The sequence below is a fragment of the Kitasatospora sp. GP30 genome, assembly GCF_029892145.1.
GTDB classification, from domain to species: Bacteria; Actinomycetota; Actinomycetes; order Streptomycetales; family Streptomycetaceae; genus Kitasatospora; species Kitasatospora acidiphila.
The window spans coordinates 321,763-339,962 of sequence record NZ_JARZAH010000003.1 but is presented as its reverse complement, the minus strand read 5'-3'; the positions used below and the strand labels follow the sequence as shown (position 1 = coordinate 339,962).

The following is an 18,200-nucleotide window of genomic DNA, read 5'->3' as shown; positions in this document are numbered from 1 at the left end:
TCCTAAGCGGGGAGGGGAAGTCAGAGGAAGTAGAGGCGGCTGAGCGAGACGCTCTCGGAGGGTTCGGAGCGCAGCGGGGTGCCGTCGAGCGAGACCAGGCCGCTGGCGGCGTCGACGCCGACCTGGCCGGTACGGGCGTTGCGCACCATGTCGCGCGGGCCGATGCCGCGGGTGCCGCGTACGCCCACCCGCCGTCGCCTGGTGGGAAGTTGGTCGCCGTTCTGGACGGCTGCCCCGGCGACGAACGCCACCGAGAGGTCGGCCGCGGTGGCACCGTGGGCGCCGAACTGCGGGCCGAGCACCAGGGGTTCGCAGCGGTCGGTGGAGGCGTTGGGGTCGCCGACCACGCCGTAGGCGGGGAATCCGGCCTTGAGGACCAGCTGCGGCTTGGCGCCGAAGTGGTCGGGGCGCCAGAGCACGAGGTCGCCCAGCTTGCCGACCTCGATCGAGCCGACCTCGTGCGAAAGCCCGTGCGCGATGGCCGGGTTGATGGTCAGCTTGGCGATGTAGCGGAGCACCCGCTCGTTGTCGTCGCCGCTCTCCCGGGTGCCGTAGCCACCGTCGGGGCCGTCCAGCGGGCCGCGTTCGGCCTTCATCTTGCCGGCCATCGCGAAGGTGCGGCGCACGGTCTCACCGGCCCGGCCCATGCCCTGGGCGTCGGAGGAGGTGATGCCGATCAGGCCGAGGTCGTGCAGCACGCCTTCGGCGCCCATGGTGCCGTGCCGGATCCGGTCGCGGGCCATGGCGGCGTCGCCGGGCAGGTCGAGCTTGAGGTCGTGGGCCGAGACGATCATGCCGGCGGCCTCGGCCAGCGCGTCCCGGCCGAAGGGCAGCGTCGGGTTGGTGGAGGAGCCGATGACGTTGGCGACGCCGGCCATCTTCAGCACATTGGGCACGTGGCCGCCGCCGCAGCCCTCGATGTGGAAGGCGTGAATGGTGCGGCCTTCGAGCACCGCGAGGGTGTCCTCCACCGACAGGCACTCGTTCAACCCGTCGGTGTGCAGGGCGACTTGGACGTCATACTCCTCGGCGACCCGGAGCGCGGTGTCCAGTGCGCGGGTGTGCGCGCCCATGTCCTCGTGCACCTTGAAGCCGCTGGCCCCGCCCTCGGCCAGCGCCTCCACCAGCGGGCCGGGGTCGGAGGACGAACCGCGGCCCAGGAAGCCGATGTTGACCGGCCAGGCGTCGAAGGCGTTGAAGGCGTGCCGCAGTGCCCAGGGGGAGTTGACGCCGACGCCCCAGACCGGGCCGAACTCCTGGCCGATGATGGTGGTCACGCCGGAGGCCAGCGAGGCTTCCATGATCCGCGGCGACAGCAGGTGGACGTGGGTGTCGATGGCGCCGGCGGTGGCGATCAGGCCCTCGCCGGAAACGATCGTGGTGCCGGTGCCGACCACCACGTCGACGCCGTCCATGGTGTCGGGGTTGCCGGCCCGGCCGATCGCGGCGATCCGGCCGTTGATCAGGCCGATCGAGGTCTTGACGATGCCCTGGACGGCGTCGATCAGCAGCACGTTGCTCACCACGACGTCGCAGGTGTCGCGCACGGTGGCGGCCTTGAGGTGCAGGCCGTCGCGGGCCGTCTTGCCGAAACCGGCCAGGAACTCGTCGCCGGGGGCCTGGGAGTCGTGCTCGACCCGGACGATCAGGCCGGAGTCGCCGAGTCGGATCCGGTCGCCGGCCCGGGGGCCGTGCACGGAGATGTAGTCGTGCGGGGAGATCGACGTCATGACTCCACCTCCGTGTCATCGAAGTTGATCAGGTATCCGGTGGCGCGGGCCTTCTCCAGGGCGGCTTCGCGGGCGCCGGGCGCGTCCAGCGGGCCGTCCACCAGTCCGGCGAAGCCGATCGCCACCCGCTCACCGCCGATCGGGGCCAGGCCGACCTCGACGACCGCGCCCGGGTCGAACCGGACCGAGGAGCCGGCCGGGATGGCCAGCCGGGTGCCGTAGGCGGCGGCGCGGTCGAACGCCAGGCGCGGGTTGACCTCGAAGAAGTGGTAGTGCGAGGTGACCGAGATCGGCACCGGCGAGGTGTTGTGGACGGGCAGCACCACGGTCTCCTCCACCGGGTCGTAGCCGGCACCGGAACCGGGCAGAGCGGCCCCCGGACCGTCCTCGCCGAGTGAACCGGCGCCCTGGAACGGGTCGTTGACCACGGCCAGCCGGGTGCCGTCGTCGAAGACGGCCTCCACCTGGATCACGGTGACCACGTCCGGCACGCCGGGCAGCACGTCGGCGGCGGTCAGCACGGAGCGGCCGGCCTCGATCGCCTCGGCCAGCCGCTTGCCGTCGCGGGCGGCCTCGCAGACGGTGTCGGCGATCAGCGCGGTGGCCTCCGGCACGTTGAGCCGCAGGCCCCGGGCGCGCCGGGCCCGGGCCAGTTCGGCGGCTGTGAAGATCAGCAGCCGGTCCCGTTCGGTGGGGGTGAGTCGCACGGTGCCTCGCTGAGGTCTGAGGTCGGAGGGGCGAGTGGGGAGAGTGGGGCGAATGAGTGTTTAGAACGGCGTTCAAACGTAATGCTGGTCATTGAACCCGGAACGGGTCGCCATGTCCAGCCTTGCCCGGCACGGCCGGTTCCGCCCGCTGCGATGACCGCTCGGCGTGTCGTCCGGCCCCGGCGGGGCGGGCGCGCGGACGCGGGCGCGACGGAGATCGCGGCGGGGGCGTAGTTGACGAACTGTCAGCAGCACGTCACCTCGCGAGCCCCCGCACGCACCGTTGCGGCCCAGGGCGGCGGCGCTCACGATGGACGGGAACGAACCGGGCGTAGCTGGGGGGCGTGCCTGATGGACCGTCAGCAGCAGTGGGACACCCCGCACACCGCGTGCGCGCTCCAATGCGCCGTGGCCCCCGCCGACCTGGCCGCGCTGGCCCCGCTGCGGGCCCGGCTGCGCGAGGCGCTGGCCGACTGGGGCCTGGCCGAGCTGGCCGACACCGCCGAACTGCTGGCCAGCGAGCTGGTCACCAACGCCCTGCTGCACACCGGCACCGGTGCCCGGCTGGCGGCCGCCGTCACCTCCGAGAACCGGCTGCGGATCGAGGTCAGCGACGGGGGCACCGGCCTGCCCCGGCCCCGAGCGGCCGACGCGGACGCCACCGGTGGCCGCGGCCTGCTGCTGGTCGACGCACTGGCCGACGACTGGGGGGTGCGGCTGCGCGCCAGCGGCAAGGTCACCTGGTTCGAGCTGGGCGGTTAGCCGGCGAGGGCACGGTGGTGCCGGCCGCCGCTGCCGGTCGCCATTGCTCCCGCGCCGAACATTCGACAGGATAGTGAGAATGTGTGCTCGGACCTGGCGTCCCGCACCACCACCACTGGACCTGGCATGGGCAGGAGAACCATGGCGACTGAGCCCGAGCCGCAAGGGCCCGCAAGTCGTCGGATCGGCCCGCCGACCCAGGGCGGCCGCCGCCCCGGGCCCCGAGCCACCGGCCACACCGCAGGCCTGAGTACCGTCCCCACCGCGCTGCCGGCCGTGCAGCCGCTCCCTACCAAGGGCGGCGACTCCACCCCGGAGTGGCTGGAGCCGGCGATGGCCGCCAACGGCATCGGCTCGTTCGACTGGGACATCCGGCGCGACCTGATCGAGGCCGACCATCGCGCCGCCACCATTCTCGGCGTGGCAGGATCCAACCTCAGCCTGAGCTCCGAGGCCTTCCTCGCGCTGCTCCACCCCGAGGACGCGCCGGTGGTGCGCCGGCGGGTTGAGCGCGCGGTGGCCGAGCTCGGCCAGTGCGGCGCCTACTACCGCACCGTCTTCCCGGGCGGCGCGCTGCACGCGGTCCGGTTCCGGGGCCGGGTGCTCGCCGACGCGTTCGGCCGGCCCTCCCGGATGGTCGGCTTCATCTGGGACGCCACCGCCGAGCTGCACAAGCGCGAGGACGCCGACCGGCACGCCGCGCTGCGCGAGGACCGCTCGCGGTTCATCAAGGAGGCCGCCCGGGCGCTCTCCGAGGCGGTGACGGTCCGCGACGTGGCGCGGGTCTTCGCCGAGCTGCCGCTGCCCGGCCTGCCGCCGGACGGCCTGGTGCTGGCCGCCTTCGAGACCGGCCGGCTGCAGGTCCTCGGCGCCACCGGGTACCCCCGGGAGACGGTCGCCAACTACGACCGGATGCCGCTGGAGCCGTTCCAGCCGGCCGCCGAGGCGATCCGCAACCGCCTGCCGATCTTCCTGTCCAGCCGCGCCGAGTACCAGGAGCGCTACCCGGAGGCCTGGCCCAAGGCGGCCGCCGCCGGCCGCAGCGCCTGGGCCTTCCTGCCGCTGGTGGCGAGCGGGCGGACCATCGGCCTGTGCGTGGTGAGCTTCGACGAGGCCCGCGAACTGGACGCCGACGAGCGCACCCTGCTCTCCACCCTGGGCGGCCTGGTCGCCCAGTCGCTGGCCCGGGCCCGGCTGCACGACGCCGAGCACGAGCTGGCCGCCGGCCTGCAGCGGGTGATGCTGCCCCGCACCGTGCCCAGCGTCTCCGGGGTGACCACGGCGGTGCGCTACCTGCCGGCCGGCTCAGGGCTGCAGATCGGCGGCGACTGGTACGACGTGGTGCCGCTGCCCGGCGGCCACGTCGGCCTGGTGATCGGCGACGTGCAGGGGCACGACGTGCACGCGGCCGGGATCATGGGCCAGCTGCGGATCGCGCTGCGCGCCTACGCCGCCGAGGGCCACCCGCCGGCCGCCGTGATGGCCCGCGCCTCCCGCTTCCTGGCCGACCTGGACACCGACCACTTCGCCACCTGCACCTACGCCGAGGTCAACGTCGACTACGGCGTCGTCTACGCCGTCCGGGCCGGCCACCTGGACCCGGTGGTGCGCCGCGCGGACGGCAGTAGCGCCGTGCAGAGCGTGGTCGGCGGGCTGCCGCTCGGCCTGTCCGCCGACCAGGAGTACCAGGTCACCCGGTTCAGCCTGGACCCGGGTGAGACCGTGGTGCTCTGCACCGACGGGCTGGTGGAGTCCCGCTCGATGGACCTGGACACCGGGATGAGCCGGCTCTGCGGCTCGGTCGCCGGGGACCTGCCGTTCGCCGACGGCGACCCGATCGAGGCGCTGGCCGACCGGATCGCGAACCGCGCCGCCGACTCGGCCGAGCGCGAGGACGACATCGCACTGCTGCTGCTGCGCTGGGACGGCCCCGAGGGCGGGCTCGCGGCCCAGCAGCTGCGCCGCCGGATCGGCCAGGCCGACCTGGCCCGGGTCTCCGAGCTGCGCGGCGAGCTGCGGGACGCGCTGCGCCGCTGGGGAGTCGCCGAGCTGATCGACACCGCCGAGCTGCTCGCCTCCGAGCTGGTCACCAACGCGATCCGGCACACCGACCGGGACGCGATGTTCACCGCCCGCCTCTACCGCGAGGACGGCCGCGAACCACGGCTGCGGATCGAGGTCGAGGACGAGTCGGACCTGTGGCCCAAGCGCCGCACACCCGGTGAGCAGGCCTCCTCGGGGCGCGGCCTGATGCTGGTCGAGGCACTGGCCGACTCCTGGGGCGTGGAGCCGCGCGGCTCGGGCAAGCGGATGTGGTTCGAGCTGACGGCGGGCGGCGAGGAGAACTGACGCTGCGTCAGTCATCTGTTGTCAGTTGGCTCTGGCTTGGCGGCAGTTGCGCGGGCAGCCGGCGCAGGGCCGGTCCGGGCGCAGCGTGTAGAAGAGGCAGCAACTCACTCGGGAGCGCCGCAGGTCCGGGCCGTCGGAGCGGAAGGAGGCCGCGCCGGCGAACGGTTCGGCGGGCAGCAGCCCGGTGAGCGCCGCCACGGCCCGCGCCTCCTCGCCCAGCAGCCTGGCGGCGAACCAGAGCCCCTCCACCAGCTCATCGGTGGCCAGCCCCCACAGGGTGCGCGGGCCGCGCCGCAGCTCGGGGCCGAACGCGGCGAAGAGCGGCCCGAGTTGGGCCGCGACGGTGCGGCGCAGGGCAGCGTCCAGGGTGACCTGGTTCGGTAGCACCAGGGCGCCCGGGTGGCCGGCCGACGGATCGTCCGGCAGACAGGCGAAGCGCGTCGAGCCACTGCCCAGCACGGCCAACTCGGCCGGTCCGCCCCGAGGTTGGTGACGGCACGCCAGGCGCTCCGGCCCGAACAGCGGCACCCGCCGCTGCAGCAGCCAGGGCAGCGTGAACAGCAGGCACAGCGGCCAGGCGTACCGGTGCAGCCAGAAGCCGGCGGCCACGTCCGGGCGCGGCGCGCGGCCGTAGCGGCGCTCGGCGGCGCGCAACTCGTCGGTGATCAGCCGGGCCCGCAGCGCAGGTGAGCCCAGCAGTCGGCGGACGGGCACCCAGCCGTGCTCCAGCCGCCCATCCAGCCGCCGGTCCAGCCGCACCCGCAGATCCGGGAAGACCCGGGTGAACGCCGGGTAGGCCGTCGCCCAGGGGACGGGCGGGGCGGCGCTGCGCGCGGTCATGGCGAGGCCCCCAACGGGTCGGCCGGTGCTCCACACGAGCCCGGGTGCGGCGGAAAACCGATCGGGTGAGGCGCGCACGCCTCACCCGATCAAGTAAGCCTCACCTTAGCTGACAGGGCGTCCGATCTCCGCTGGGGCCTGGTCCGTCCGGGTGGCCCGCAGCACGGCCACACGGCGCTGCGGGCGTGCGGGTGCGGGTGCGGGCGTGCGGGCGTGCACGCTGCGGCGCTCGGCCCTGCGGGTGCGTGGGCGCGTGGGGTGCCGGGGTGGGGCGCCTAGGGGTGCACCTGGTGGGTCGCTGAGGGTGGGGCGGCCGGCCGGCCAGGGCGGGGCTGTGCCGAGTGGTTGGGCCGGCCGCGTGGCTCCTCAGTTCGTCCTGCGGCCGCGGGGGGCGCCGGGGCGGGCTCGGGGTGGGGCGCCCAGGGGGGCGCCTGGTGGGCCGCTGGGGGGTGGGGCGGTGTCGCCGAGGCGGCCGACCAGCCAGACCGGGACCCCGCCGAGCGACTGGACCAGCCGCCCGGCCTCGGCACGCAGTTGCTGGGCTTCGTCCGGCTCGCTGACCTCGGCGAGCGCCGCCAGCGCCGGCGCCACCCCGACCATGAAGCCCAGCTCCTCGCGCAGCCGCAGTGAGGCGGCGAACCCCTCGCGCGCCCGTACCCGGTCGCCGCCGGCCAGCGCCAGCGCGGCCAGGTGCCGCCAGGTCGAGGAGGCCAGCAGGGTGTCGCCGTGGGCCAGCGCGCCGTCATGCGCCCGGCGGTAGGCGATCCAGGCGGCGGTCTGGTCGCGCAGCAGGTTCTCCGCGACCAGCCCGCGTCTGAAGTCCAGCAGTGGCCGGCCGGCCGCGTGCGGCGGCAGCAGTGCCGAGGTGCGGCCGAGTGCGGCCTGGGCCTCGTCCAGCCGGTCGCGCGGGCCGAGCACACTGCCCAGATAGGCGAGGAACCCCCGGGCGCAGGCGGCCGCCGCCCGTTGCTCGGTACTGGTCACCCCGGCCTCGGCCAGCCGCAGCGCGGCCTCCGCCTCCTCCCAGTGGTCGGCGGTGAACAGGCATTGCTCGATGAGGAGTTCGGCTCGGCATAACGCCGCCCTCGGGTCCCGGTCGGCGGTCGGCGTCAGTAGTTCGGCGGCCTCCTGCCAGCAGGCGCGGGATCTCAGCCGCCAGACCGTGCCGCTGGTGATCTCGTCCAGATGGCCGGCCGTGCCCGGATGAAGCCCCCCACCGTGCGGTGGCACCCCTGGCGGCCCGTGATGTTCCGCCCCGGTGCCTCTTCCGCGCGTCTCCCCGCTCAGCGGGGCTGTTCCGTGCTCCGACAACGCCACCTCCTTGTGTGCGTGTCCCACGGGCCTGCGGTGCGCCACGGCGTGGCCGTGGAGCATCGCAATTCAACACGCGACCGAGCTTGTGCACCAGATCACGAGCGCGACGGGTTTTTTCCCTCATCCCGGGCCGCACGGCGTTTACGGAGGTAGATGGCCTGCCAGGGGAGATGGATTGACGATGGATCAGGAGCTCAATCGATCAGGAAGCCCAACGGGTCAGGACGTCCAAGCCCAACGGGTCAGGACGTCCAGCCGGTCTCCAGCAGTGCCTCGGCGGCGCCGTTGACGGGGTGCGGCACCCCGCCCTCGTCCAAGCTGAAGAGGGCGACCAGCAGTTGCTCGCCGCGGACGGTGGCCTGGTGCGAGTAGCCGGACATGGTGAACATGGCGGCGGCCATCTCCTCGGCATGCAGGGTCTGCAGCCACAGGCACTCCACCGAGCGCAGGTCGGCCTGCTCGGGCCAGGTGTCGACCTGGGCCACCATGCGGCCGGTGAGCAGCGTGACCGCCTCGCGTTCGGTGCCCTCGGCCAGCTCGACCTCCCCGAAGCCGAGCCACTCCAGGTAGCGGGCGGCGGCCAGTACGGCGTCCTGGTTGGAGCGGATCGGATGCGGGCGGAACGGCTGGCGCTGCTGGTGCCGCTCCCGCGAGGCGCCGGACCCCGGGTGGGTCGGCGGGCGCCGGTCCGGTCCGCCGGCGGGGCCGGGCTGCGGGCCGCCCTCGGCGTAGAACGGCGCGGTCGGGGTGTCGGGGCGTGGACTGCCGAGCGGGCGCGAGGCCGCACCGCGGCGGGGTGCGCGGTCCACCGGCAGCCGCACCGTGGCACCGCAGTTGCAGATGAACTCGGGCTGCGGCCACTGGTCGGAGCGGCCGCACTGCGGGCAGCGCATGCTCAGCCAGGAGTCCTCCCAGGAGCGGAACCGCACCTGCACCGGCACCCCACCGCGCAGCAGCGGCACCTTGAGCGCCGCCCCGCACGGGCACGGGAAGGTCGGCGGCTCGTAGACGTGCTCGCGGCGGCAGGCCGGGCAGCGGATGGCTCGCGCGGCGGCCGGGCTGGTGGCTGCCTCCGGTAGGTCCGGGGTGCCGGAACCGGTGAAGTCGTCGGGCAGTTGGTAACCGGACAAGGCACACCGTCCGTTCTGGTGGAGTGGGCGGGTCGCCTCCATCGTCCCCGATCCGGGGCCGCCGCGGCAGTGATTAACGTAATGATCAGGGTGCAATCAGGGTCAAATAGCCCACGTGTTCACGGGCGGCAGCGCGGCCCGAGGTTTCGTCAGCCGCCCTCTTCTTCGACCCCTTCAGTCGACGCCCCAGCGCTCCAGGTCCTCGGGCGTGTCCAGGTCGTCGGGGACGGCGATGTCGCCGCACTCGACCAGCCGCAGCTCGGCCCGGTGGGCGGCCAGCAGGGCACGGGCGCCGGCGTCGCCGGTGGCCCCGGCGGCGGCCTCGGCGAAGTGGCGGGCGCCGATCAGCACCGGGTGGCCGCGGCGGCCCGCGTAGCCGGCGGCGGCCAGCTGGGCGCCGTCCCGGTGGGCGGCGAGCAACCGGGCCACCGCGGGCGGGGTGACGCCGGGGGTGTCGACCAGGGTCACCAGGACGGCCGGGCTGCCGGGCGGCAGGGCGGCCAGGCCGGCGCGCAGCGAACCGCCCATGCCGGCGGCCCAGTCGGGGTTGGCGACCACCGTGCAGCCCGTCAGGTCGGCGGCGGCCGCCACCTGGTCGCGGGCGGCGCCGAGCACCACCACGACCGGGGCGCAGCCGCCCTCCCGGACCACCCGGACGGCGTGCTCGACCAGCGGCCGACCGTGTAGGCCGAGCAGCGCCTTGGGGCGGCCGCCGAGCCGCCGCCCGCCGCCGGCGGCCAGCACCAGGGCGGGGACGGCGGGTACGTCGCCGAGTTCGGGCATGCCGCTACTCCGTCACGTTTCGCTGGGCCAGGTCGGACATACCGCTACTCCGTCTGGTCCTGCTGGTCCAGGTAGTCCTCGTAGCAGTGGACCTTGTGGGTGATCACGTCCATGCAGCGGCCCAGCTCGGCCAGTTGGCCGCGCAGCCGCTGCTGGTGCTCCCGCAGCAGCTCCAGGCGCTCCCGCTCGGTGCCGGCGCCGGCGCGGGCCAGTTCGGTGTAGCGGCGGATCTCCGGCAGCGGCATGCCCGAACCGCGCAGCACCACGCAGAGGTTGAGCCACTCCACGTCGTGCTCGGCGTAGAGCCGGTGGCCGCCCGCGGCGCGGCGCGGCGGCGTGGCCAGCACGCCCTCCTTCTCGTAGAAGCGCAGCGTGTGGACGCTCAGCCCGGTCCGCTCGGCCACCTGCCCGATGGTCAGATCCATGCTGGTCAGGATAGGGGCCCAGGACAGGGGCCTTGATCTAGAGCCGACTCTAGTCCCTACAGTTCCCAGGCAGTGAGCGACGCCGGCAAGCAAGGCGACGCCGGCGAGCAAGGGGGCACCACCATGCGTTACCGCACTCTCGGCGGTACCGGGATCGAGGTCAGCAGCTACGGCCTGGGCACCATGATGTTCGGGTACATCGGCAACGGCGACCACCAGGAGTGCGCGCGGATCGTGCACACCGCGCTGGACGCGGGGATCAACTTCGTGGACACCGCGGACATGTACTCGGCCGGGGAGTCGGAGGAGATCGTCGGCAAGGCGCTGCGCGGGCGCCGGGACGACGTGGTGCTGGCCACCAAGGTGCACTTCCCGCTGACCGAGGGCCCCAACCGGGGCGGCAACTCGCGCCGCTGGATCACCCGGGCGGTGGAGGACAGCCTGCGCCGCCTGGACACCGACTGGATCGACCTCTACCAGGTGCACCGGCCGGACCACACCACGGACATCGAGGAGACCCTCGGGGTGCTCGGCGACCTGGTCCGGGCCGGCAAGATCCGGGCGTTCGGCCACTCCACCTTCCCGGCGGAGCAGATCGTCGAGGCGCAGCACACCGCCGAGCGCCGGGCGCTGCCCCGGTTCCGCACCGAGCAGCCGCCCTACTCGTTGCTGGCGCGCGGCATCGAGGCCTCGGTGCTGCCGGTCTGCCAGCGGTACGGGATGGGCGTGATGACCTGGAGCCCGCTCGCCTTCGGCTTCCTGACCGGCCGCTACCGCAAGGATCAGCCGATCGATCTGACCCACGGGCGGGCCGCGCTCGCCCCGGCCCGCTTCGACCCCGAGCTGCCCGTCACGGCCGCCAAGCTGGACGCCGTGGAGCAGTTCGTCGCCCTGGCCGAGCAACTCGGCTGCACGCTGCCGGAGCTGGCGATCGCCTTCCCGCTGGCGCATCCCGCCGTGACCTCGGTGATCGTCGGCCCGCGCACCCCGGAGCAGCTGGACGCGCTGCTCAAGGGCGCCGAACTGGAGCTGGACGACGCGGCGTTGGACCGGATCGACGAGATCGTGCCGCCCGGCACCAACCTCTACCACCCGGACGGCGCCTGGACCCACCCCGCCCTGACCGACCCGGCGCAGCGGCGGCGCCTGCCGGGGCAGCGCGCGGCCGCCTGAGCCTGGGAGCACCCGCAGCCGACGCGCGGCCGCCTGAGCCCCGGAGCACTGCGGCCGCCTGACGCCCGGAGTACCGCGAATTCCTTATAGTGCCGGCGGGTCCTTAGGTGAAAGAGTGTTCGAAGTGACGGAACAATCCACTTCGAGCGGCTCCCTGACCCTGGTGCAGGGCACCGCCATGTACGTCGGCGCGGTGCTCGGCACCGGTGTGATCGCCCTGCCCGCGCTGGCCGCCAAGGTCGCGGGCCCGGCCTCGCTGCTCGCCTGGGTGGCCCTGGTGGTGCTCTCCGCGCCGCTGGCGGCGGTCTTCGCGGCGCTCGGCTCCCGCTACCCGGACGCGGGCGGGGTCTCCTACTACGCCAGGCTGGCGTTCGGGCCGCGCGCCGCCGCGGTGACCGGCTGGTGCTTCTACTTCGCCATCCCGTGCGGAGCGGCGGCGGCCGGCCTGTTCGGCGGGGCCTATGTGGCCGCCGCGGTGGGCGGCGGTCAGCTGACCACCGGGGTGACAGCGGCCGTGCTGATGGTGCTGGTCGGGCTCGGCAACACCTATGGCGTCAAGGTCTCCGGGCGGTTCCAACTCGGGCTGGCCGGCCTGCTGGTGGCCCTGCTGGTGGCGGCCGTGGCGGCCTCGCTGCCGCACGCCGACCTGGCCCGGCTGCACCCGTTCGCGCCGCACGGCTGGGGCGCGGTCGGCTCGGCGGCGGCGCTGCTGGTATGGAGCTTCGCCGGCTGGGAGGCGATCACCCACCTGGCGGGGGAGTTCCGCTCGCCGCGCCGCGACCTGCCCCGGGCCACCGCGCTCGCGGTGGTGCTCGTCGGCGCGCTGTACCTGGCGCTGGCGTTCGCGGTGATCGTGGTGCTCGGGCCGGGCGCCGCCGACTCCTCGGCGCCGCTGGGCGATCTGATGGCCACCGGCCTCGGCGGCAACGCCCGCTGGCTGGCGGCCGGGTCGGCACTGCTGCTCACCCTGGGGGCGATGAACGCCTACTGGGCGGGCGCGGCCAAGCTCGGCGCGGCGCTCGGCCGGGACGGGCAGCTGCCGGCCGGGCTGGCCCGGGGGAGCATGGCGGGGGAGGTGCCGCGGCGCAGCCTGGCCGTGATCACGGTGCTCTCCGGGCTGTCGCTGGGTGCGGTGGAACTGGCGGGCGTCGGGCCGCAGCCGCTGGTGCTGCTCACCACCGGCTGCTTCACCGCGGTCTACGTCATGGGCGTGGCGGCCGCCGTACGGCTGCTGCCGCGCCGCAGCCCGGCCTGGTGGCTGGCGCTGGTGGCGCTGGCCGCGGTGGCGGTGCTGCTGGTGATGTCGGGCCCCTACCTGCTGTGGCCGCTGCTGCTGGCGGCCGGCGCGCTGGGCTACCAGCGCTACCGGGGGCGGGAGATGAAGCCGGGAGTCCGCGAACTCGCCTGAGTGCGGCAGGGTTTGCCGCGGCACGCGTGGGAAGGGCGGCCGACCTGCTAGGACGGGGAGCAGCTCAGGGACCGCGGCTTCAACCCGATCGGGGCCGACCCGTCCGAACTGCTGCCGACCGGCGGCAGCGTCAAGTGCCGCACCCTCGACCTGCGTTCATGATCCGCTGACACGACGGAGCGGCCCGGGACATCTCGTCCCGGGCCGCTCCGTCGGGTGCGCCGTTACTTGGCGGCGACTGGGAGAGCCGTCAGAGCGCGCATCAACGTGCTGTTCCGGTAGCGGAGTTCCTGCGGCTGCCGAGCCAGTCGCAGCCCCGGGAAGCGCTCGAAGAGCCGGCGCAGCGCGATCTCGATCTCCACCCGGGCCAGCGGTGCCCCGACGCAGTAGTGCACGCCGTGGCCGAAGCCCAGCACACCGGCGTGCTTGCGGGTGACGTCCAGGACCTCGGGCTGCTCGAACTTGTGCGGGTCCCGGCCGGCCGAGCCCAGCGAGAGGACCAGGATCTCCTCGGCGGGGATGGTCACGCCGTCGCTCAGCGGGATCGGCTCCTTGGTGAACCGGAAGCTGGCAATGCTGACCGTGCTGTCGTAGCGCATCAACTCGTCGAAGGCCGACCCGTACAGCTCGGGGGCGCCGGTCAGCTTGGCCAACTGCTCCGGGTTGCGCAGCAGCGCCAGGATGGAGTTGCCGATCATGTGTGTCGACGCCTCCTGGCTGGCGACCACCAGCAGGAAGAACATCGCGACCAGTTCCGCCTCGGACAGCGACTCGCCGTCCTCGGTGGCGTGCACCAGGCCGCTGAGCAGGTCGTCCTGGGGCTCTGCGCGCTTGCGCTCCAGCAACTGCCTGGCGTACTCGATGACCGCGTTGGAGGCGGCCTCCACCTCCTCGGGCGCGTGGTCGGCCCCGACCAGCGTGGTGGCCCAGCCCTGGAACGGCGCGCGGTCTTCGGCCGGGATCCCCAGCAGTTCCGCGATCACGGTGATGGGGATCGGGACCGCGTAGTCGGCCACCAGGTCGATCTCGTCGCGCCCTTCCATCCGGTCCAGCAACTCGTCCACCACCGCGACGATCTGCGACCGGATCTGCTCCACCCGGCGGGTGGTGAACTCCCGGGCCACCAGCTTGCGCAGCCTGGTGTGCTTGGGCGGGTCCGAGTTGAGCATGTGGGCCGTCAGGTCGTCGTTGAAGCTGGTCGACGACTCGTCGGCCCCCGAGTGTCTCGCGTAGAGCTGGTTGACCCGTCTTCCGTCCTTGCTGACCCGGTCGTCGGCCAGCAGCATCCGCACGTCGTCGTAGCGCGTGACGATCCAGACCTTGACGCCGTGCGGCATCACGATCTCCTTGGCCGGGCCCTCGGCGCGCAGCCTGCCGTAGAGCTCGTAGGGCTGGTGAATGAAATCGGCGGCAAGGCGCTCGATCGCCTCTGGACTGCTCATCACGGTGGTCCTTTCCGGACTGACTGAACTCACTTGTCCACGTGGCTGGTTGACAGATTCACGGTTCATACACAGGACCGTCAAGGGGATCGACAGGTGTACGGATACGAATTCATGCGGCGGCCGGAATTGGGCGAATTCGTCCTGGTCGATGCTTCCAGATGAAGATCACCGTATTGACAATGGGCATTCAATTTTATCATTGACAATGGGCACTCAACTTTGTCCGGTGGCCAATCCGGCCAACGGAAACGCCGAAAGCGACAGGAGTGCCATGGCCTTGGAGATATGCGATCGCTGCGAAAAGTGCCAGACCGCGGCACTTTCGCCCGCCTCGCCCGTATCTGCCGGCACGGGCGCACATTCCGCGTGCCGCGAGGTGACGCGATGCGGGACATTTGCCCCAACTGCGGCGGTGAACTCGTCACCCGCCCTCGCGGTATTCCGATCTCGGCCGGCAAACCCGCCCAAGTGCGCCCGCGTTCGCCCCGACGGCCGCCACAACCCCGGTTCGCCTGCTACGACGGGGAGATGAGCGGATCTCAATTCGTGGCGGCCGGTGCGCCCCTGGCGCCGATCGGCGCCCACTCGATGCTCCTGCTGCTGCTCCAACTCGCCGCGCTGCTGGGCCTGGCACTGCTGCTCGGCCGGCTCGCGGTGCGCCTGGGCTGGCCGGCGGTGGTGGGCGAACTGGCCGCCGGGGTGCTGCTCGGGCCCTCGCTGCTCGGCGCGCTCGCGCCCGGGGCGGCCGGCTGGCTGTTCCCGCAGCACAGCGAACAGGTCCACATGCTCGACGCGGTCGCCCAGTTGGGCGTGCTGCTACTGGTCGGGATCAGCGGCAGCCACCTGGACGTCGACCTGGTGCGCCACCAGAGCGGCGCCGCCCTGCGGGTGAGCCTCTTCGGGCTGACGCTGCCGCTGGCCCTCGGCGTCGGGCTGGGGCTGCTGCTGCCCGCGAGCGGCCACACCGATCACGCCGTCTACGCGGCCTTCCTCGGCGTGGCGATGTGCGTCAGCGCCATCCCGGTGATCGCCAAGACTCTGCTGGACATGGACCTGCTCCACCGCGACATCGGCCAACTCACCCTCACCGCCGGGATGATGGACGACGCGGTGGGCTGGGTGCTGCTCTCGCTGGTGACCGCGATGGCCACCACCGGGGTGACCGGCGGCGCCGTGCTGCATGCCGTGCTGGCCCTGCTGGTGGTGCTGGCCGCCGCGGTGCCACTCGCCCGTTGGGTGATCCCGCCGCTCTTCCGCCGGGCCGAACGGACGGGCGGCGCGGGCGTGTTGTCGGCGACCGCCACCGTGCTGATGCTGCTGGCCGCCGCCGGCACCCAGGCACTCGGCCTGGAGCCGATCTTCGGCGCCTTCGTGGCGGGGGTGACGATCGCCGCCTCCCGCTCGGTCGGGCCGATGGCCCTGGCACCGCTGCGCACCGTGGTCACCGCGGTGCTGGCGCCGGTCTTCCTGGCCTCGGCCGGACTGCGGATGGACCTGACGGCGCTGGGGCGCCCGATGGTCGCGCTGACCGCCGCGGCCGCCCTGCTGGTCGCGGTGGCGGGCAAGTTCGGCGGGGCGTTCCTGGGCGCCAGGGCCAGCCGACTGAACCGCTGGGAGGCGCTGGCGCTGGGGGCCGGGATGAACGCGCGCGGCGTGGTGCAGGTGGTGATCGCGATGGTCGGGCTGCGCCTCGGGGTGCTGGACTCGGCCGGCTACACGGTGATCGTGCTGGTCGCCGTGGTCACCTCCACCATGGCGCCGCCGGTGCTGCGCGCCGCGATGGCCAGGATCGTCCAGACGCCCGCCGAACTGCGGCGCCGGGAGCGGCAGTTCGGGCAGGCGAAGGAGGTGGAACGGGTGTAGCGCTGCTCAGCGGTCCCGCAGAAGGCTCTCAGAGCGCCGTCAGGAGGCGGTCAGCGCGGCCGGCACGGACAGCTGGTGGCCCAGCCACTCCAGGGCCGGCGGCATCTCCCGGGACCAGGTGTGGAAGTTGTGGCCGCCGCTGTTCAGCGTGATCGTGGAGAGCTTGGTGGGCGCCTTGAACGCGCCCACCATCTCCTGGGTGGCCTTGTAGTTGTCCTCGTTGTAGCTGGTCGCCAGCAGCAGCGAGACGGGGGCCGCCGGGGCGTTGCGCAGCCGCCAGACCAGGTCGTTCTCCTGCTTCAACTGGGCGCTGCCGCCGAACAGGTCGCCGGTGGTCGGGTCGTTGCTGACCGAGTAGTCGGCGGACAGCGCGACCGCCGCGCCGTAGGCGTCCGGCTTGCGCAGCGCGAACTTCAGCGCGCAGTAGCCGCCGGTGGAGTCGCCCATCGCGGCGTGCGCGGAGGCGGCCGGCAGGATCCGGTAGCCGGTGGCCAGCGCCTTGGGCAGGTCCTCGGTGAAGAAGGTCTCCACCTGCGGGCCGTGCGGCACGTCCATGCACTCGGTGTCCCGGTTGCCCACCAGGGTCGGCCGCATCATCACCAGCACGGTCGGCGGCAGCTTCTTGTCCTGGATCGCCTGGAGCGTGGTGGTCGGCCACTGCATCAGCGTGATCAGCTTCTCCGCCGTGCCCGGGTAGCCGGTGAGCACCAGGGCCATCGGGAACTGCTGCTTGGCGTAGCCGGCCTGGAAGTACTGCGGCGGCAGGTAGACGTAGCCCGAGGTGCTCAGTCCGGACTGCGCGCCGGTCAGGTTGATCTTCTGGATCAGCCCGGAGCGCTCCGGGGCCGAGCCCTGGGTGCTGTAGACCTTCTGCTCGCCGGTGACCGACAGGGCGTTGCTCGGCTTGTGGTCCACCACCGTGCCGGGCCCGCCGGCGGTGCCGAGCAGATCGGTCCAGGAGGTGTAGAAGCCGAAGTAGGAGTTGGCGATCAGGCCCATCGCGACCAGCACCAGCACCTGGGTGCCGAAGAACGCGCCGAGTCGGCCGAGCATCGCCTTCCAGCCCTTGCCGCCCAGCTTGGGCCAGAGCCAGATGGTGGCGACGAAGGCCAGCAGGGCGAGCACGCAGGCAATGATCTGCAGTGGGGTTCCGGTCAGCGCGAGCACCCGGCGATCCTAGTTGACCTTTTCATACCGGCTGCGTCGGGGCTCCTCCCCGAGCGGCCGACCAGCCGTGTTGACCGGCCGAACCGGACTGCGGGAGGCTGATCGCGCACGCGCACGCGAGGGCTGCGCACGCGAGGAGTCTTGGGGGGCTGGCTGTCTTGCCCGGTTCACACATGTCCCGTTCACTGCCGCACGCCGCGCTGCTGGTCGGCGCGGTGCTCCTGGTCACGAGTTGCAGTTCCACGCCCGGTCCGCCGCCGAAGCACAGCGGCAACGGCGGCGACGCGATCGGCACCATCACCTCGCCGAGCCCCGATCCCTACGGCGCGACGCTGACCACCTACGTCGGCCCGGTCAACGACGCACTGGCCAAGGTGGCCTCGGCCGGCAGCATGGACGACCTCCGCACCGCGCTCTCCAACCTGGAGACGGCGGCGAAGAGCGGCGCCACCGGCCTGCAGGGCGCCTCGGTGCCGCCCGCGGTCAGCGTCGACAACGGGCAGCTCGCCACGGCGCTCACCACCCTGGGCGGCAATGCGGGCGAGGTGCAGACCGACATGGGGGACGACAAGGTCTGCGCGACCTCCTCCGCGCTGGCCGAGGTGGGCGGCATGCAGGGCCTCAAGGACATTCAGTCGGCGCTGCAGACCATCTCCGGCTCCGGCTACAGCTTCACCTTCACCGTGCCGCAGACCCCCGCCGCGCAGCACCGCGCCCTGGACAACGGCACCGCCGTCCGCCAGGGCCAGAACGACGGCAGCGGCCAACTGACCGTCGACAACGGCAACGGCGACGTGGACGCCGTGCTGACGCTCTCGCAGAACGGTCAGGCCGCGTACTCGTTCTACGTGCAGAAGGGCCAGACCGCGAAGATGAACGGGCTTCGCGACGGCCACTACGACATCTACTTCGCGGGCGGCGGCGACTGGGACTCCGGCACCAAGAAGTTCACCCAGAACTGCAGCTACACCAAGTTCGACCAGGGCGCCGACTTCACCACCACCGACACCACCTACTCGACGCTCACCCTCACCCTGAAGGCCACCCTCGGCGGCAACGCCACCACCAGCGACGTGCCGCCCGGCCAGTACCCGCAGCCGTAAG

Annotated in this window: 15 protein-coding genes and 1 pseudogene; 7 read left to right on the top strand and 9 right to left on the bottom strand. The window is 72.9% G+C overall.

Annotated features, from left to right (window positions below):
* Window positions 1-20 precede the first annotated feature (20 nt).
* Window positions 21-1,730 (bottom strand): urease subunit alpha, encoded by a 1,710-nt coding sequence (locus P3T35_RS07425; protein ID WP_101379759.1) that lies wholly within the window; start codon window positions 1,728-1,730, stop codon window positions 21-23.
* Complete coding sequence (locus P3T35_RS07420) at window positions 1,727-2,437, bottom strand: urease subunit gamma (RefSeq protein WP_101379758.1); 711 nt, start codon at window positions 2,435-2,437, stop codon at window positions 1,727-1,729. The genes P3T35_RS07425 and P3T35_RS07420 overlap by 4 nt, the downstream gene beginning before the upstream one ends.
* Before the next feature lie 351 nt (window positions 2,438-2,788).
* Between P3T35_RS07420 and P3T35_RS07415 the strand changes: the two genes are divergently transcribed.
* Together P3T35_RS07415 and P3T35_RS07410 are read left to right on the top strand one after the other, a co-directional pair.
* Window positions 2,789-3,199 (top strand): ATP-binding protein, encoded by a 411-nt coding sequence (locus tag P3T35_RS07415; protein WP_101379757.1) that lies wholly within the window; start codon window positions 2,789-2,791, stop codon window positions 3,197-3,199.
* 141 nt (window positions 3,200-3,340) lie between these two features.
* On the top strand, window positions 3,341-5,548 hold the full coding sequence (locus P3T35_RS07410; protein WP_101379756.1) for a SpoIIE family protein phosphatase: 2,208 nt from the start codon (window positions 3,341-3,343) through the stop codon (window positions 5,546-5,548).
* A 21-nt stretch (window positions 5,549-5,569) separates the two neighbouring features.
* Here P3T35_RS07410 and P3T35_RS07405 read toward each other — a convergent pair whose 3' ends face one another.
* The 5 genes from P3T35_RS07405 to P3T35_RS07385 form a co-directional block, all read right to left on the bottom strand.
* Complete coding sequence (locus P3T35_RS07405; protein ID WP_101379755.1) at window positions 5,570-6,388, bottom strand: iron-sulfur protein; 819 nt, start codon at window positions 6,386-6,388, stop codon at window positions 5,570-5,572.
* A gap of 366 nt (window positions 6,389-6,754) precedes the next feature.
* On the bottom strand, window positions 6,755-7,573 hold the full coding sequence (locus P3T35_RS07400) for a hypothetical protein (RefSeq protein WP_228718750.1): 819 nt from the start codon (window positions 7,571-7,573) through the stop codon (window positions 6,755-6,757).
* A gap of 371 nt (window positions 7,574-7,944) precedes the next feature.
* Window positions 7,945-8,832: a hypothetical protein gene (locus P3T35_RS07395; protein WP_280704710.1), complete on the bottom strand. Its 888-nt coding sequence runs from the start codon at window positions 8,830-8,832 to the stop codon at window positions 7,945-7,947.
* Between the two features lie 174 nt (window positions 8,833-9,006).
* Window positions 9,007-9,615, bottom strand: a complete 609-nt coding sequence (locus tag P3T35_RS07390) for a nucleotidyltransferase family protein (protein WP_101379754.1) — start codon at window positions 9,613-9,615, stop codon at window positions 9,007-9,009.
* A gap of 44 nt (window positions 9,616-9,659) precedes the next feature.
* On the bottom strand, window positions 9,660-10,040 hold the full coding sequence (locus P3T35_RS07385) for a MerR family transcriptional regulator (RefSeq protein WP_101379753.1): 381 nt from the start codon (window positions 10,038-10,040) through the stop codon (window positions 9,660-9,662).
* 123 nt (window positions 10,041-10,163) lie between these two features.
* Between P3T35_RS07385 and P3T35_RS07380 the strand changes: the two genes are divergently transcribed.
* From P3T35_RS07380 to P3T35_RS07370, 3 genes and pseudogenes are all read left to right on the top strand, one after another.
* Window positions 10,164-11,213: an aldo/keto reductase gene (locus P3T35_RS07380; RefSeq protein ID WP_101384936.1), complete on the top strand. Its 1,050-nt coding sequence runs from the start codon at window positions 10,164-10,166 to the stop codon at window positions 11,211-11,213.
* Window positions 11,214-11,337: 124 nt separating this feature from the next.
* Window positions 11,338-12,621 carry an amino acid permease gene (locus tag P3T35_RS07375; RefSeq protein WP_280704707.1) on the top strand — a complete coding sequence of 428 codons (1,284 nt, stop codon included), beginning with the start codon at window positions 11,338-11,340 and terminating at the stop codon, window positions 12,619-12,621.
* Window positions 12,622-12,681: 60 nt separating this feature from the next.
* Window positions 12,682-12,783: pseudogene (locus P3T35_RS07370) on the top strand (amidinotransferase); the annotation flags it as partial.
* Between the two features lie 62 nt (window positions 12,784-12,845).
* Here P3T35_RS07370 and P3T35_RS07365 read toward each other — a convergent pair.
* A complete protein-coding gene (locus P3T35_RS07365; protein ID WP_180356395.1) occupies window positions 12,846-14,063 on the bottom strand; it encodes a cytochrome P450 in 1,218 nt (405 codons plus the stop codon).
* A gap of 531 nt (window positions 14,064-14,594) precedes the next feature.
* Here P3T35_RS07365 and P3T35_RS07360 point away from each other — a divergent pair.
* The gene (locus P3T35_RS07360; RefSeq protein ID WP_101379751.1) at window positions 14,595-15,929 is read left to right on the top strand and encodes a cation:proton antiporter; all 1,335 of its coding nucleotides are present in this window, start codon (window positions 14,595-14,597) and stop codon (window positions 15,927-15,929) included.
* A gap of 39 nt (window positions 15,930-15,968) precedes the next feature.
* Here the strand turns inward: P3T35_RS07360 and P3T35_RS07355 are convergent, their stop codons facing one another.
* The gene (locus P3T35_RS07355; protein ID WP_180356393.1) at window positions 15,969-17,096 is read right to left on the bottom strand and encodes an alpha/beta hydrolase-fold protein; all 1,128 of its coding nucleotides are present in this window, start codon (window positions 17,094-17,096) and stop codon (window positions 15,969-15,971) included.
* A gap of 173 nt (window positions 17,097-17,269) precedes the next feature.
* On the opposite strand from P3T35_RS07355, the gene P3T35_RS07350 reads away from it, so the two are divergent.
* Window positions 17,270-18,199, top strand: a complete 930-nt coding sequence (locus tag P3T35_RS07350; RefSeq protein ID WP_101379750.1) for a hypothetical protein — start codon at window positions 17,270-17,272, stop codon at window positions 18,197-18,199.
* Window position 18,200 lies beyond the last annotated feature (1 nt).